1 protein-coding gene is annotated in these 19,324 nt (G+C 47.3%); it reads right to left on the bottom strand.

All coding sequences use genetic code 11. From position 1 onward, the window contains the following. Nucleotides 1–41: 41 nt before the first annotated feature. A complete protein-coding gene (locus tag NST33_RS12770; protein ID WP_339308090.1) occupies nucleotides 42–19,274 on the bottom strand; it encodes a non-ribosomal peptide synthase/polyketide synthase in 19,233 nt (6,410 codons plus the stop codon). Nucleotides 19,275–19,324: the final 50 nt, after the last annotated feature.

Here is a 19,324-nt window from a genome sequence, read left to right as displayed (position 1 = left end):
AGGTTGGCGTTTCTGACTCACGAAACGCCAACCTTGAAATATTATTTAGTGCTTGTCAGCAAGAGTTCGTTGATGAGCGTTGCATTCTGTTTCACAATCTCCGGATAATTTTTGTCAATCATCTCCATATGTTTGCCGTAACCTTTCACTTGTCTGAATTGTCCTGTGGTGGATTGGGCCCACAATGCAATCGAAGCATTGGCATCCAAAAGTCCTGAAGTCACATAACTGATGTTACCATCAATCGTACCAAAGGTTATGGCTTCATGAACATACAGGTAAGACTTCGTAATCAGCTCCAGCAAATAGTCATTCGCCAATTTCTCAAGGTCCTGATATTGACTCATGTTGAACTTTTGCTGAATCTCCTGCCTAATCTCTTCTTCAGTCAGACGATGCTCTTCCACTTCTGTTCGGTATTTTGAGTCCAGTATAATCAGGTCACGCACTTCATATCCTCTGCGGTTAAGCTCTTTGGCTACATCGAAGGCCAGCACTCCACCCGAGGAGTAACCCATCAGCGTGAATGGGCCCTCCTTTTGAATATCAATCATCATTTGAGCGTAACGAGCAATCCGATCTTCTGAAGTGATGAAATTAAAGCTGTAAACTCCGAACGAGTCCAGATGCTGAGCAAGTGTCATGTAGGCAATCCCCATGGAAGCAGCGGGAGGAAAACAGAAAACGATCCGATTTTCCTCACTTGTCCGGGTTAGCTGCATGCAATCTTCGGTGTAGTCCTCCAGCAGATCTTTGGCTTTCTCAACAAAGGCCGCCAGATCAGCAATGGTCGGTTTTTCAAAAATATCCTTAAACGGGATTCTAAAATTCAACAGACTGTACAATCGGGATACAAAAGACATCACATTTAACGAATTCGCACCCAGCTCAAACAGATTTGCATGTATGCTAATCGGCTTCACTGGAAGAACGTCCTCCCAAATATCTGTCATGTGTCGTTCCAGTTCCGTTTCCGGTGGTGTGTAGGATTGCAGAGCTGTCACACTGCCCTCGGGCTCAGGCAATGCCTTCAAGTCCACTTTTCCGTTCACCGTCAATGGAAGCTGATCCATCACAACAAAGAATGCAGGTATCATATATGCAGGAAGCTCGTCAAGCAATCCCTGTTTCAGTTGAACGATGTCCATCTTTTTACTCAGGTCCACAGGTACGATGTACGCACAGAGATAGCTTTGCTGAGCATCATCTTGCCGCGAGGTCACAATTGCATCCTTAACTTCCGGTTGTTGCAGCAAACGATACTCAATTTCTCCCGGCTCAATACGGTAGCCTCTAATTTTCACCTGATGATCAATTCGACCGAGGAACTCCATGTCTCCATTTGGCAACCATTGCACCAGATCACCTGTCCGGTATAGGGTAGTCCCTTCTTTGAACGGATTGGGTACAAACTTCTGCATCGTTAGTTCCGGACGTCCGAAGTATCCTCGGGATACTCCGTCACCTCCAATGTATAGTTCCCCTGGCGAACCAGCCGGAAGCAGTTGCTGATGTTTATTCAGCACATATAACTGCACATTTGCAGCAGGTTTCCCAATAGGTACTGAGATTCTCGTGTCCGTCTCGGGATTGTACGGATGGATCATGCAGCCTACAACCGTTTCCGTTGGCCCGTATTCATTAAAGATCTGAACCTTGCCTCCAAAACTCTCATATACTTCCCGAGCCAATTCCGATTTCAGGTCCTCACCGCCTACAATCAGGCACTTGATACTAGATCGAGTGTTGTCCATATCCTTAATCAGATTCAGATGTGATGGTGTCAATTTAACCACGCCTGCTTGCCGATCCCTGAATACATTCAGGATCACCGGTTCATCTCCGCTGGTTGGATATACCACTATTTTATTTCCAGTAACCAACGGTGTAAAGATCGAAGTGATCGTCAAATCAAACGCAAACGAGGAGTACAGGGCAAAATCAAGCTCCCGATTCTGCAAATAAACGTCCTTCGCCCAGAAAATATAGTTGATCAGACCGCTGTGCGGAATCATTGTGCCTTTTGGTTTCCCGGTCGATCCTGAGGTATAGATCATATACGCTACATCCTCTGGTCCAGCATGCTGCTCCAATGGTTCTGCTGAATAATGGCTATAATCCGCATCAATCGCTACGGATGTTCTGCCCGACCCGGTATGGCCTTCTCCCATTTCCAATATGATCGGTGAACCGCTATCCTCCAGAATAAATGTAATTCGTTCTGCGGGATATTCCGGGTCAATGGGCACATACGCTCCGCCCGCCTTCATAATAGCCAGAATGCCAACAATCATCTCGGGTGAGCGTTCAACCATAATACCAACCATGGAACCTGGACCAACATGGATAGCCTTTAAATGTCTTGCCAACTGATTCGATTTTATTTCAAGCTGTCTGTAGGTCAGCACATCTGAGCCCAACGCTACGGCGACATGTTCAGGGGTTTTGAGGACTTGTTCACTGACCAACTGATGCATCATTTTGCCCTTTGGATAGGCTGATGCGGTATCGTTGTACTGATCCAACAGGATGATTTGCTCTTGTTTGGTCATGATTTGAATCTCATCAACCCGCAAGTTTTCATCTGTCACGATTTGATTCAACAGCGTAAGCATATGGTCTTCCATGACTTTCATCAGGGCTTCATCATATTTGCCCGAATCATAAGCAAACTTGATTACAAGCTCTTCACCAGGTATTGCAATGAGATTGAATCCATAATTCGTCTGTTCCTGACTATGGACGTCCTCAATGACAAACCCAATATCATTCGAGCCTTGTTCAACGAGACTTGAATCCACCGAGTAATTTTCAAAAACCATAATATGATCGATCAAATCTCTTTTTAGACTGCTCAAAGACGCAATTTCAGCCAGACCCAGATGGTGATGCTGACTCCCTTCAATCGATAAGGCCTGCATATCTCCAACCAGTTGTTTGAAGGTATGTCCCTCATCCCATTGAATCCGTGCAGGAATGGTGTTGATAAATAAACCAACCATGTTTTCGATCCCTCTTACCTGCGCTTCTCTCCCGGATACCACCGTTCCAAATACGACATCCGAAGTATCGTTGTACTTGGCAAGCATGATTCCCCAGACACACTGCATAACCGTATAAAATGTGACATGGTTCCGGTTGGCAAGGTCATTCATTTGCTTCGTGAGCTGTCTGGAAATGCGGAATTGATGCTCCTGTGGAGTGACCCCATCGTTCAATGAACGAGAAATTCCTGCTGGCAACTGAACCTTGTTCTCATATCCGCCCAGAACATTCTTCCAGTACGAGATGGCTTCATCCTTGTTCAACGCCTGCAACCATTCCACATATTCACTGTAAGGTACAGGCTCGTGGAGCTGAATGTTTTTCCCAGTACGTTTGCATTCATAGAGATGGACCAGCTCTGCAAGAATGATGCCTCTTGCCCAGCCATCAAGCAAGATATGATGGTTACTCCAGATTAACGAGTATTGCTCCTCATTGGTCTGCAACAATTCAAATCGAACCAGTGTATCTTTTCCAAGATCAAAGCCTTTTCTTTTGTCCTCCCTAGCAATTGACAATACACGAGCGCCTCTGTCCTGTTCTGGCAAACCTCGAAGATCCCGGTATACAAAAGCAACTTCTCGGTTTTGACAAATAATATTCCGCGGCTCTTCTGTAACTTGGTACTCAATGGACGCACGAAGCATTTCGTGACGTTGCATCAACAGGTTCAGACTCTCCTGAAGCCGGTCAATGTCAAGATTTCCTCTGATGTTCATGATCAACTGCTCAAAATAAACCCTGTCTCCGCGATTCTCAAGTGCATGGTACAGCATACCTCGCTGCATGTTGGCCAAAGGATATATTTTTTCAATTCGATCTGGGCCGAACTTTTGCGTAATCACTTTCAAATTTTGCAGTGTTACATATGGATCTCCATAATCGGATGGCGTTTTTTCGGCCTGCTGTTGCTGCACACAATGTTCAATGATCAACTGGAGCATTTTTTGGTAGGATGTCGCAAAGTTCTCTACGATGGAGTTATCAAACAACTTGTGGTTATAGGTGATGTTAATCATCAATTGACCTTCAGCCACATAGGCAATAACTTCCATTGGATTGGCACGAATGACATCATCACCAACCGAATTGCCCGCTGGCAACCAGGACGAACGAAACAGACCACTGTTGATATCCTGATCCATTTGTCCCAAATAATTAAACAACAGGAGTGGTGTCTGCTCTTTCAACTTTGGCAATTCAGTAGTCATATATTTCAATATTCCGTAACCAATTCCTTTCGCTGGAACCCTTCTTAGCTGCTCTTTTACCTCCTTGATCGTTGTACCAATCCCTTCCTCATTCCCGAGATCGATACATACTGGATATTTGCTTGTAAACCAGCCAACCGTACGACTGATATCCAATTCGTCTCCCATAAGCTCACGACCGTGACCTTCCATCGTTACCTTAACTTTGCTCGCTCCTGCACATTCCTTGATGGAGAGAGCTAGAGCAGCCAGCAGAATGTCATTAATTTCAGTATAGTAGGCCTGGTTTGTCTCTCTCAAAAGTTGAGTTGTCATCTCTCGGTCCAGCGATACGCTGCTCATTCGATTGTCTCCGTATCGATATTCGCTCAGATGAACTTCATTCCGAGGAAGAAAGCCGGCTTCTTCTTGATCCGTCTTGATCCAATACGCACGCTCCTTGGCGAGACGACCTCCCTTCGCATAGTCGCTCAGGAAAGCTGCATAGTAGGGGTACGAATCTGTAACCGGATAAAAAGAAAGATCTTGTCCTTCCAGAAGCTGCTGGTATCCTATGGCCAAGTCTTCCAATAGAATTTTCCAAGATACCCCATCAATCAGCATATGATGGATTACAATGACCAGATGATCTCCCTGATCGGTCCTGAAAATGACGGCTCGCACCAGAGGTCCCTCGAAAATTTCGATGGATTCCTGTATGTTGGAGGCTGCCTGCTGCACCCTGGTGTACAGTTCCTGCTCATCAAGACCGTTCATGTCCTGTACGTCCAACTGGAAAAGACCTGCTTCATAATCGAGATGGGTCTGCACCACCTTACCTTGTTCCTCACGATAGGACATCCGCAAGACATCGTGATGCATCATTAACTCTTCCATGATCTGCCGGACTATCTCTGGATTGAATCCCTCCTCGCGGTACAACATCAAGGACTGATTAAAGTGGTTCATTCCTGTACGTTGATGCTGCAAGAAATAAGACTTCTGGATGGGTGTAAGATCAACCGGACCCGTCACACGCTGCTTCATCCGGTCTACATGGGAATCTTCTCTAACATAACGCCCCAGCAACTTGATCTGTGGATTAGCAAATAGCTCTTTCATGGTCAGCTTTTTGCCAGCTCTGGACAGTCTGGATATAATTTGCAATGCTTTGATGGAATCACCACCGGAAGCAAAGAAGTGATGGTTAATGCCGATTGGCTTGAAGCCAAGCACCTCTTCCCAGATGGAAACGAGCAGGCTCTCCGCCTCGTTTCTTGGGGCCTCATAGACCATCTCTCCACCCATGCTTGCATCCGGTTCGGGAAGTGCACGTATATCCAATTTCCCATTGCCGGTCAGCGGCAGGGTATCCAATTGCATAAAATGCGTAGGAATCATATATTCAGGCAATTCGACACCTAGATGAACGCGAATTTCGTCCAATGGTATGGATCTGTTTGCGGTGAAATAGGCACAGAGCACTGTAGTCTGTTCCTGGTTTGCTCCAGGTACGATAACGGCCTCCCGTACATCTTCCAGAAGCAGCATTTGTTTTTTGATTTCATCCAGCTCAATCCGATAACCACGCACTTTCACCTGATTATCCTTCCGACCTGCCAGTTCCAGCTCATCATCATGTGTCCAACGGGCAAGATCTCCTGTTTTGTACATGATCTGCCCCGGCTGGAATGGATCTTCAACAAACTTCTCCCGGGTCATTTCAACCTGATTGAAATACCCGCTAGACACTGCTTCACCCGAAACACAAATTTCACCGAATACACCCCGGGGCACCAGATGGTTATGCTTATCTAGCACGTATACCACAGTGTTATCAATCGGTCTGCCAATAACCGGATGATCTATAAAGGAACGAACATTCACAGACGATATGTTATGAAAAACTACACCAATCGTCGTTTCAGTTGGACCATAATGATTCATGATCCGGCTGTTTGGAAACTCTTGAAGGTACTTTTCCACATCCGTTGTATTTGTCTTCTCCCCACCAAGCACAACCAGCCTCAGCACAGGCTGCCATTCTGCAAATGCAGCATCATGGAGCAGCAGATTGAATAATGAAGGGGTCAGTTTGATGAATGTGATACGCTGTTGAGCCATTATTTGTAATATTCTAGCCGGATTGGTGTAGTCTTCCTTTCTTGGAACGTGAAGCTCACCGCCTTGCAACAAGGATGAAAATACACCTGTGTATCCCAGATCAAAAGCACTGGAAGACATCAGCATCGTTCGATCTGCCGCAGAAACTCCCGCTTCGCGGATGAACCATTGTGTGTAATTAACAATATTTCGGTTGCGAACCATTACCCCTTTCGGAGTACCTGTCGAGCCTGAAGTATAGATCATATAGACCTGCTGTTCAGGCGAAATCGGCAGAGATAGATCCGTGTAGTCAAAGCTTTCGATACTGCTGTCGTTAACCTGACACACATCCCCACTGAAAGATAACTCCTTGGACAACGGATGATCCGTCAACACAAGGATAGCCTGGCTATCATTCAAAATAACATTGGTCCTGTTCACAGTCTGCTCAGGATCAATCGGTAAATAGATGGCTCCCGTTTTAAGAACGGCCAGCATGCTTATAATCAAGTCCACAGATGGATTCATGCTTACTGCGATAACCGAATTCGGTGCAGCCCCTCTTGATCTCAGCGAGCGAGCCAGTTGATTAGCTCTGCGATTCAACTCTTCGTAAGATAATTCGTTTTCCCCTGACACCACTGCCCGTTGCCCGGATGACTTCCTTACTTGCTCCTCGAATAGTTCGATCAGGGCTGCATCTGTTCTGTATTGCACAGGCTGACCACAGGATAGCTGCATAATGGACTTTGTCTCTTCTGATGGGATGAATTGAATATCCTGCAACCGTAACGTGGCATCATTACTGATATTATCCAGCAATTCAGTCAAGTGGCCTGCCATACGCTCTATTGTTTCAGGCTTAAACAACTCCGTAGAGTACGTAAACACACATTTGATCCGGCCCTCAGCTTCCATTGCGGTTAAGGTGAGATCAAATTTGGATCGGATGTTACTTGGAGGAAGTGAACTGAATTGCACACCCTCGATTGCAAGCTCCTCACTGTCATAATTCTGGAATACCAGCATCGTATCGAACAAGGCACTTCTGCTCATATCTCTTGTCAAGGCAAGCTGTTCAACCAGTTCATCAAATGCATAATCCTGGTTTTCATAGGCTTGAAGTGTATTCTCCTTGATCTTGTTCAGATACTCCTTGAACGTAAACGTGCCTACCGGACGATTCCGAAGTGCCAGTGTATTAATGAACAAACCGATTACATCTTGCAGCTCCGGCTGTGAATTACCTGCTACCGGTGTCCCCACGATGATATCTTCTTGCCCGGTGTATCGATGTAACAGTGCTGTATAGCCAGCAAGGAGAAGCATAAATAAGGTTACGCTCTCTCGATGAGCCAATTGAGACAACCGTTGCGACACACCCTCAGATAACTCGAATGGGAACAGTTCACCTTCATAATTACGGTGTTGTGGTCTTGCATAATCGATTGGCATATCCAGTAGCGGGACTTCTTCTTGATAGACCCTTATCCAGTAGTCCTTCTGTGCCTGAATCACTTCCGTTGTCCTGGATAGTGCCTGCCACTCGGCATAATCTTTGTATTGCAATTGGAGTGGTTCAAGCGTTTGTCCTTCATACAGGGCGCTTAGCTCCCTGGTCAAGACGCCCATGGATACACCGTCCGCAATAATATGATGCATATCCATAATCAGACTGTATTCCGCAGGTCCCATCTGCACAAGTTCCACCCGCAGCAACGGAGCCTGAGTCAGATTGAATGGACGAACAAATCTCGCCTGCCACGCTTCTAAAGTCTGTTCACCCAGCTCGAGGGATGTGATCCTGAATTCCACCTGTTGATCAATTCGTTGAACAGGCTGTCCCTCAACCATATGGAAGGAAGTCCTGAATGATTCATGACGCTTGATCAGATCCTGAAAGGCTCCTTCCAATTGGCATACATCCAGATTGCCAGTTATTTTCATAGCATAAGGCATATTGTAGGCCAGGCCCGAATCTTCCAGTTGATGCATAATAAAAAGTCTTTTTTGTGCTGACGAGAGCGGGTAGTACTCCTTGGTTTCCGCTTTGGTTATGGTCACATATTTGCTGGAACGAGCAGAATCAATCCACTTGGACAAGGCTCTGACCGTAGGCGTTGCAAATACTTGTCTCAATGGTATGGCCACACCGAATGCCTTGTGGACGCGAGATACGAGAGCCGAAGCCTTCAGCGAGTGTCCTCCAACTTCAAAGAAATTGTGGTTTACGCCAATACGGTCATTATTTAGAAGCTGATGCCAGAGTGCAAGTAATTCCGCTTCCACCCTGCTTCCCGGAGCTTCATAACCCCCAAGTGCAGACATGCCCGCTTCCGGGGCTGGCAGCGCTCTACGATCCACTTTCCCGTTGGAGGTCAGTGGCAATTGATCCATCTTTACAATGTAGGCTGGCATCATATAATCCGGCAATTGAAGAGACAACTGTTGTCTGATCTGTTGCGTAACCGCATCATCTGCTGCCTCATTCAGGGTGATATATGCACATATAAATTGTGTATGCTCTTCATCCGCCCTGGCTACAACGAATGCATCCTTTACGATATAAAGCTGAAGCAATTGATGTTCGATTTCACCCAATTCAATTCGATATCCCCGAATTTTGACCTGATGATCCATCCGGCCTAAGTACTCCATGTTGCCATCTGCACGCCATCTGGCCAAATCGCCTGAACGATACATTTTCTCACCAGGATAGAACGGATCTTCGACAAATCGTTCTTCCGTAAGACTGGATCGATTGAGGTATCCTCTGGCAAGCCCTTCTCCTGCAACATATAGCTCACCTGCACATCCTACAGGCTGCAATTGACGATACTGGTTCAGAACATATGCCCTGAGTGTAGGGATGGGCTGACCTATATTACTTCTGCCCATTTCTATATCAGACAACGTAATCTCCTTGTAGGTAACATGAACCGTAGTCTCTGTAATGCCGTACATATTAATTAACTTTGTAGACGGATAACGCTTGTACCATTTTGCCAATAATGACGGACTTAACGCTTCTCCACCAAAAATGACTTTTCGCAAACTCAATTCCTTCCTCGGACGTTTTGCCTCCTCATGCATCAATCGGTAGAAGTAAGATGGCGTCTGATTCAGAATAGTTACCTTTTCACGGATTAACCATTGCAGGAATTCTCCAGGCTGTTGGGCGACCAGATGTGGAACGATAAGTAATGTGCCCCCGTACAACAGCGCTCCATACATCTCCCACACCGAGAAATCAAAACAGAAGGAATGGAACATCGTCCATACATCGTTCTCGCTGAAATCAAAACGATTACGGTCATTGATCAACAAACGCACGACATTTTTATGTTCAATCAATGTTCCCTTCGGATTCCCGGTTGTACCTGAGGTATAAATGACATAGGCGAGGTCATGGGATTGAACGGATGTCTCCAGATTTCCTGCATCCAGGTGATACGAGTTCTCTTCCTCCAAGACAACGCATAAACCCCGGTGAAGTCCGCGATCCATTCCTTTTTCAGAGACCATCAGCAGGTGGATGCCCGAATCCTCCAGCATATAGCTAATACGGTCATCCGGATAGGTGGGATCAACAGGTATATATGCAGCTCCCGCTTTTAACACTGCCATGATGCCAACGATCATATCGACTGACCGATCCGCCATAATTCCAATGAATTGCTCTGTTCCTCCTGTAAGAGATAACAACATACGGGCCAGTTGATTGGAACGCTCATTCAGCTCCATATACGTCATATGACGATGCTCATCCCGGACAGCAATTCGATCAGGCGTACGTCGAACTTGCTGCTGGAACAGCTCATGAATGGTCATATTTCGCGGGTAATCCGCATCAGAGTTATTGAAAGAATTCAGGAGCACCTCACGCTCTGCACCACCTACAAGTTGAATGTCAGCAAGCTGCTGATGATCAGCTGAAGTAACTTGTTCCGCCACACTCCTAAAATGTTGATCCATATGCTCGATAATGGATGAATCATACTTATTCCCATCATACGTAATCACAAGGGTCAGGCTGTCACCAGGTGTTGCTGAAATCAGGAATCCGTAGTTGCTCTGTTCCTCCGCATAGAGTCCGGTAATTTCAAAACCAACCCCCGTGCTGGATTGTTGAACAGCTCCATGATCCAGGGCATAGTTCTCAAATACAAAGACGTGATCCATTAATTCCTTGTTGAGATCACTCAATGCCTGAACCTCAGCCAGATTCAAATAATTGAATCGCTGACTTTCAACGGCTTGTTTCTGAACGGCCTGAAGTACATCGCCAAAATGCTTTTGATGCGGATAACCAATCCGAACAGGAATCGTATTAATGAACAACCCTATCATCTCTTCTATGCCTTCAACTGGCGCTTCTCTGCCAGAGACTACGGTTCCAAATATGACGTCCTCCGTATCATTGTATCTGGCCAGCACCAGACCCCAGATACATTGAATGACGGTATTCAACGTCACACCATAACGAACACCTATTTCATTTAATTGGCGGGTTACCTCCTGACCCAAAGATATCGTCTGTTCTTTTCGCAAATATGGAACATCATGCTCTGTAAGAAGCAAACCTGGAACACTCGACTGTGTGTCATAATTTTCTAAATAATGTCTCCAATACGCTTGGGCCTCATCCTTGTCCTGACGAATGAGCCATTGAATGTAATGATGATATCGTTTCGGGTCCTTCAGGTTATGCGCCTTATTCTCAAGTTTGGCCTTATAGATCTGGAACAGCTCCGATAATATAATTCCCAGACACCATCCATCCAGCAAAATATGATGATGGCTCCATACAAGGGTGAAGGATTGATCTGTGGTGCGAAAAAGAGCTGCACGCATAAGTGGCTGTGTATCCAAACGGAAACTGCGAGCCTTATCCTGCTGAGTAAAAGTTTCCAACTGAGCTGCTGAATGATGTGCTTCCAAAGCTGTCCAGTCTTGAAATTCAAATTCAATGGTGAGGTTTTGCATAATGACCTGTCTCGGTTCTTCCAAATCATGATGCATAAATGAAGCTCTCAATGCTTCATGTCTGTTCATGAGCTCATTGAAACTGGATTGCAAGTAATCCGGGTTCACTTCCCCGCGAATCTCCATGACCGTTTGCTGAAAATACGCAGTTGATGTCTCATCTTCCATTGCGTGAAAGAGCATGCCTTGCTGCATATTGGTTAACGGATAAATCCTTTCAATGATCACGCCCGGACAGGCAGATTTGATAAGATCCAGCTCCTCAAGTGCCAGACTTGGATCACCATAGTCGGAAGGCGTATATGTCGTTTCACGCTGACACAAGCAATGGTCCACAATTTCCGTTAATTGCTCCAAAAACGTCTCTGCAAATCGACTTACAAGCGGCATGTCCACTGCAGTTTGGTTTGCTGTTACGTTGAGATGTAACTTCCCACCAGATACGAAGGTGTTCAGTTCAATCGGGTTATTTCGGGCGATATGGCCACCAATCGTTTGTCCCGTGGAGAAACGGGACTCCCGGAACATGGCTTCCCCAATCATGCCTCCGTCCATTTCACCGAGATAGTTAAACGAAATGGATGCTGGACGCTCCGTCTGCAGCTCTGGCATCCGGGCCACATATTTCAGCGCTCCATAGCTAAAGCCTTTATGCGGTACCTTCCTTAATCCCTCTTTCACCCGTTTGATGGTGGTCGAAAGTTCGTCCTCCGCTTCTCCCTCCAACAGAACCGGGTACAGCGTCGTAAACCAGCCCACGGTGCGACTGACATCGATCCCCTCCAGCACATCTTCCCGGCCATGGCCTTCCAGGTTCACTTTCAGCTTCAGCTCGCCTGTCAGCTTCCGCACCGCAAGGTACAGCGCACTGAGCAGCAGATCATTGATCTCCGTCTGGTAAGCCCGGTTGCTCCCACGCAGCAACTGCTGGGTGACTTCCGCACTCAGAGTGCTTTGCAGGGTTTGGCTGTCCGCAAATCGATCCGGCCCTGCCGCTTCCTCCCGTTCTCCCAGGTTCAGTCCAGCTCCCTCCGCGGCAAGCCTGCTCCAGTAGGCTCGCTCCTTCGCAGCCTGTGGGCTGTTCGCGTACTCCTGCACGGCTTCTGCGAAACGTTGGTAAGAGTCAGTCTTCTCGCCCACATCCAGCTCTTCTCCCCGCTCCGCTTGCTGATACAGCACTTCCAGGTCTTCCAGCAGGATTCGCCAGGACACCCCGTCCACGACCAGGTGATGAATCGCCAGCAGCAGATGGTCTCCGTCCTCGGCTTCAAACCACCCGACCTGCACCAGCTTGCCCTCTTCCAGGTTACATGCCTGCTGCACCCGGGTAGCCGCCTCATAGACCTGACGCTCTGGTTCATTCCAGTCCCGTATATCAAATCGGTGCAGGGTATACATCCGCTCTCCAGTGTGAACCGGACGGTTGAATTGGCGGATACTCCCATCTGGTTGTATCTCATATCTCATGCGCAGCGCATCATGATGCTCCAGCAACCGATCCAGCACCTGTTCCAGCACGTCCGGCTTGAACCCGGTCGCCCGATGCAGCATGAAGGACTGCGTGAAGTGATTTCGTTCCGTCGTGTTGTTCGTAAAAAACCACTGCTGAATCGGGGTCAGCTGCACATCTCCTTCCACAGGCTCCTGGCTCTGGCGCTCACGTTGATCCCATTTCACATACGGGGAGAGATCCCGAATCTTTGGATAGGCAAACAAATCCCGGACCTCCATCCGCAGTCCCGCTCGGGCCAGACGTGATCCGATCTGGAGTGCCTTGATGGAGTCTCCCCCAGAGACAAAGAACTGGTGATTGACGCCTAGCTCCTCCATGTTCAGCACATCACGCCAAACGTCCACCAGTATGCGCTCCACCTCGCTACGCGGTGCTTCCGTCTCCGGCCCGGCAGGCAGATGGTGGTCCGGCTCTGGCAACGCCTTGCGGTCCAGCTTGCCATGGGACGTCAGCGGCAGCCGATCCAGTTGCACCACATAGGCCGGGATCATATAATCCGGCAGTTCCGCTTCCAGCCAGTCCCGAACAGTAGCAGCTGTCCACACTGTTTCACCTTCGGCTACAACATAGGCGCACAGCGCCCCATTTCCCTGCGGGTCCTGATGAGCCAGAACCGCTGTTTCCCGGATGGCCGGATGTTTCAGCAGTTGTTGCTCGATCTCGCCAAGCTCAATCCGGTATCCACGGATTTTCACCTGTTGATCGGTACGCCCCATAAATTGCAGGTTGCCACCAGGCAGCCAGCGTACCAGATCACCTGTCCGGTACATTTTGCCGCCGGGCTCATGCGGGTTGTCTACAAATTTCTCGGCTGTCAGTTCTGGATTATTCAAATAACCCCGTGCCAGACTTTGACCGGTAATGTACATCTCCCCGGTCACACCTGTCGGACAGAATTGAAGATGATCATTCAGAATAAAAATTCTTGTATTCGTGAAAGGTTTCCCTATAGGAATGACACCGTCTATGGAATCAACTTCATGCAGAGTGGTAACCACCGTATTTTCCGTTGGCCCGTATGCATTGATCAGCCTGTAATTCGGAAGGGCATGAAGTTTAAGCTGCTCTCCCCCCGAAACTAGCAAACGCAAAGAGGAATTTGGCAGTTCAACGAATGATTCACATACTTTGGAAGAGAACGTTGCAGCCGTTATTCCATACTCCGATAAGTATTCATTTAGCCTCGATATATCCAATCTCAGCTCGGTCGGAATGATATGAAGTGTAGCCCCTGACATTAGTGCAGGGAAAATTTCACTAATCGAAGCGTCAAAGGTCATTTGGAGATAGTTTGCCACCCGGTCTCTCTCTGTTAACTGTAGAGCATCTATATATCCACAACAGAAGTTGGTCAAGGCACATTGCTCAACCTGTACCCCCTTTGGCATACCTGTAGAGCCTGACGTGTAGATGATATAGGCCAAATCATCAGGGTTTGTTGTCATCGTTGCCGAATCAGCCACAGACGGAATTTGGAGTGATGCCGCAGCATTCCAATCCTTCAATGCTGCCTCATCCAGTATGAGTGTCACACATTCGGAATCAGCAGCCCTGAGCCGATCTGACCAATGGTTCTGGGTCACTATCAACCTTGCTCCGCTGTCCCGAAGCATATACCGGATTCGCTCAACCGGAGTTGATGGGTCCAGTGGTAAATAAGCCCCTCCTGATTTCATAATACCGAGAATGCCCGCAATCATTTCTACAGACCGATCCATCATAATACCAACGACCATTTCTCTGGTTACACCACGCTGACGCAGACGAGCTGCGAGTAAATCCGCCGCTTCATTCAGTTCATGATAGCTCATGCTTCTGCCTTTATGCACAACAGCAACCTGATCAGGTGTCCGCAGAGCATTTTGCTCAATCCACTCGTATACCCGCTGGTGCAGCGGATAAGAGCAGGTGTTATCATTATAGACATACTGCAGCGTCTGCTTCTCTTCCTCAGATACGACTTCAAACTCACCCAGCTTGCCTTGGGGATTGCTTAATATCCCTTTTAATAATTGAATAAAGTGATTGCCCATGTTTTCAACCGTTTGAAGGGAAAATAGATCACTGCAATATTCCAGTTCAAACTCAAGTTGGCCATTCTGTTCAACAGCAGCAAGAGTCAGATCAAATTTGGCAATGGGTAGCTCCGTCTCATAAGGCTCAACGTGTAAATCACCCCATTGTTGTCCGTATGCACGCTCAAGCTCCAGATTTTGCAACACAAACATCGTATCCACCAATGCGTTTCTGCTTCTGTCTCTTGAAACATGAAGTTTGTTGATGAGCTCATCAAGGGGATAATCCTGATTTTCGTAAGCCTGTAATGCATTCTCCTTCACTTCTCCAAGGAAATCATTAAAGGACCGTTCCGCTACAGGATAATTCCGCATGGCAAGTGTATTAACAAACATACCGATCACCTGTTGGAGATCTACGTGTTTGCGCCCCGCAATCGGAGATCCCACGACAATGTCATCTTGTCCTGAATATCTGGAAAGTAAAGTTGTATAAGCCGCCAGCAGTACCATATATAATGTCGCTTCATGATCTCTGGCCAATTGATGCAGTTCGCGTGTAAGCTGTTCGTCACATGAAAATTGCACCCGATTTCCTTTAAAAGAATATACTTGCGGCCTTGGCCAGTCTGTCGGCAATTGAAGGACCGGAATTTCTCCCTCGAATCGATTAAGCCAGTAGGTTTCCTGTGTCTTGAGTCCTTCACTGTTAAACCAATCCTTTTGCCACTCCGAATAATCCTTGTACTGTAACTTCAGCTCAGCCAGAGATTTCCCCTCATACAATTCATGGAACTCCTGAACAAGCACCCCCGTTGACACACCATCTGCGATAATGTGATGCATGTCCATCACGACTACATGTTCCTGTTCACTGATTTTCACAAGTTCGATCCGCATTAATGGGGCCTTGTCCAGCTCAAATGGACGAATTCGATCCGAAAGCGTTTCTTCCAATGATCGGCTTCCTGCTTCAATATGTTCAACAGCAAACGGAACATGTGAATGAATCCGTTGGACGGGTTCGCCATCCACAATGACAAAGGACGTCCTGAATGACTCATGTCTCTGTACCAATTGCCGGAATGCCTCTTCAAATCGCGCCACGTCCAGTTTTCCAGATACTCTCATCACTGCAGGCATATTGTATGAAGTTCCGGTATCCGAAATCTGATGCAGCATATGAAGTCTGCGTTGAGCAGACGAAAGTGCATAATAGGGCTTTGATTCGGCCGGTTGGATGGAAAGATAGTCCTCTTTGGCAGCAGATTCAATGTAATTGGCAATACCTCGGATGGTTGGAGCAAGGAAAAGCTGTCGGATCGGCACCATCACCTGAATCTCTTTGTGAATTCGTGATGCCAGTGCTGTCGCTTTGAGTGAATGACCGCCGGACTCAAAGAAGTGATCATGAACCCCCGCAATCTGCACTCCCAAAATTTCTTTCCATATGGTGCAAATGCGATTCTCCAGCACCGTACTTGGTGCTTCATATTGGTCATGCTTCAAATGTTCTATGCATTCTGCCGGTTCAGGCAGCGCCCTGCGATCAACCTTCCCATTTCCTGTTAAGGGAAGCTCATTGAGCAGGATAAAGTAGGAAGGAACCATGTAGTCCGGCAGGCGCTCCGATACATACGTACGAATTCCAGTGATTGTCAGCGCTGGATCAGCCTTTAGATATGCAATCAATATGTCCTGATCGGCTGCATCTTTTCTCGTCACTACGACCCCTTCACGAATCCCTTCATGCTCCAGCAGAACATGCTCAATCTCTCCCAGCTCAATGCGGTAACCGCGCAATTTAACCTGGTGGTCCAAGCGTTCGAGAAACTCAATATCTCCGTTTGGGAGCCGGCGTACCCGATCACCTGTTCGATACATCCGCGTTCCCTCAAGTAAGGGATGTGGAACGAATCGGGAATCGGTTAGTTCCTTGTTATTCAAATACCCCAAGCTCAAACCATCTCCGGAGATACATAACTCTCCTGGAATACCAGCTGGAACGGGATTCTGGTACCGGTCCATAACCCAGACCGAAGTATTGGCAATTGGTTTTCCGATGGGAAGATTGGTAACCGCTGCTTCGATGGACCTGATGGGATAAGCTGTAGCAAAAACCGTGCTTTCTGTGGGTCCGTATACGTGAATCAGGCGATCCGCTCCGAGAATATCCAGTCCTTTCCTGGCCTGGACCACGGATGCCCGCTCGCCCCCAAACAATATTTTGCGGAAGTCACGGAGACATTCCGGCTCACGATCAACAAGCAGATTAAACAGTGCGGTCGTCATGAAAGAAACCGTGACTTTCTCACGAACGATAACTTCGGCGAGCGCTTGGGTGTCCAGAACCGTATCCTGCTTGAGCAGAACCAGACTGGCTCCGTTCAATAGTGCGCCAAAAATATCAAAGACAGATCCGTCAAACGCATAATTCGAAAGCTGCAAAATCCGGTCTTCCGGGCAAATATCGATGTAATCCGTCTCACATACAACCCGAATTACGTTTGCATGAGAGATCATCACTCCTTTGGGCAATCCGGTAGAGCCAGACGTGTAGATCATGTAGGCCAGATCATCCATGCGGCTCTCCTTGTCAGGTTTCACTTCCATTACCTGTGTGGCAGCCGCCATCTCCATGACCGCAGGCATATGATCCATGTAGTCCACATACAGCGGTAATATTGGAAAATTCAGCGGTGCCTGGCTGATCCATTCGGGCTGTGTCAAGAGCACCGTAGCCCTGCTGTCCTGAAGCATATGACTTATTCTTTCTTCCGGCCAACCCGGGTCCATGGGAAGATAAGCCGCCCCTGCTTTCAGAATCCCGAGTATGCTTGCAATCATCTCTATCGAGCGGTCTGCCAGCAGTCCTACCACTGCCTGCTTGGATAGCCCAAATTCGTATAACCGGGATGCCATTTGATCCGCTTTTTCCTGCAATTCACGGTAGGTGATATGCACGTCATCCATAATAAGGGCGGTGGCATGAGGTGTCTTCTGGACTTGTTCATCAAAAAGCTGAGGAATGGTTTTCCATTTGGGATAATCCGTCACAGCCCCATTTGAAACCATTTCAAGCATCGGAAATTCAGCGTCTCCAACCAGCGTAATGTCCTGGATCTGGATACTCTCATCTGATGTAATTTGATGGACAATCGCTTTCATATGCTTCTCAATCTGATCCATCAGAGCCGACTCATAGACATGCTCATCATAAATGAGCAGCAGCGTCAATTTCTCCCCAAGTCCAGCAGCCATCGTAAACGGATAGTTGGTTCGTTCTTCTCCAGTGATCTCGTTGATTTCAAAACCCAGATTGGATCTCTCCGCCATCTTCCTCGTATCCAGAGCATAATTCTCAAACACAACGACATGATCAAGCAGATCATGTTTGAGTTCAGTGCGGGCCTGCACCTCGGCCAGACTTAAATATTGATACGCCTGACTGTTCAATGCGTCCGACTGAATCTTTTTCATAAGCTCCACAAATGGCTGCTCTCCACAAAAGGTAACACGTGTAGGAATGGTATTGATAAACAAACCAACCATATTTTCAATGCCATCAACGGCTGCATCCCTCCCGGATACAACGGTCCCAAAGACAGCATCTTCGTTATCATTATATTTGGCGAGCAGAAACCCCCATATCGCTTGAATGACGGTGTGGAGTGTCACGGCATGTTTCTGCGCCATCTCTTTCATTTTTGTGGTGAGAGCTTGAGAAAACTCTATTTTCTTCTCTCTTCTGGAGAACGAAATCTCACTTGTTGATCGGTTTATCGAAGGCAAGCCGGTCTTCTCACTGTATCCTGACAGATAATGCTCCCAGTACCCAAGGCCCGATTCCTGTTCCTGCTGCTGGAGCCACTTCATGTAATTGCTATAAGGACGGGTATCTGCCATTTTAGACGGTAGGCCATTGGATCTATCAGCATATATATCCAGCAATTCATTGAAGAGAATGCCCATGCTCCAGCCATCCAGTATCATATGGTGAAACGTCCAGATCATCTGGAAATGCTGTTCACCATTACAAACAAGAGCGATTCGAAGCAGGTTATCCTTGGACAAATTAAACCCTTTTGCACGATCTTTCTCCATAAAATCTTGCATTAAGGCAGCGACTTCATCGTCTGACCTGCCCCTCAGATCATGAAAGGTAAACCCGATCGTCCGCCTCGCAAGAACAACATGAACGGGTTCCTCCAATTTGGTATGAACCGAGGCTCTCAATATTTCATGTCGTTCAAGCAGCTGATTGAAGCTTTGCTCCAGAATTTCGGGATCAATCTCCCCGCGTATATCCAGTACCGTTTGTTCAAAATAGGCATCTTCAGACGGATTTTCGAGCGCATGAAACAGCATTCCTTTTTGCATCGGGGATAATGGGTATATTTTCTCGACTTTTGCCTTCATGGACCGATATCATCTCCTTATTGGATCGTACCTAAGCTGTCCTAAACATG

The organism is Paenibacillus sp. FSL L8-0435, from assembly GCF_037965655.1.
Lineage (GTDB): Bacteria > Bacillota > Bacilli > Paenibacillales > Paenibacillaceae > Paenibacillus.
The sequence above is the reverse complement of the archived record's forward strand: the minus strand, read 5'-3'. Positions and strand labels throughout refer to the sequence as shown.

Bases quoted from the DNA above. Each gene is read 5' to 3' on its own strand.
- NST33_RS12770 (WP_339308090.1), bottom strand. From the start codon at position 19,274: ATGAAGGCAAAAGTCGAGAAAATATACCCATTATCCCCGATGCAAAAA.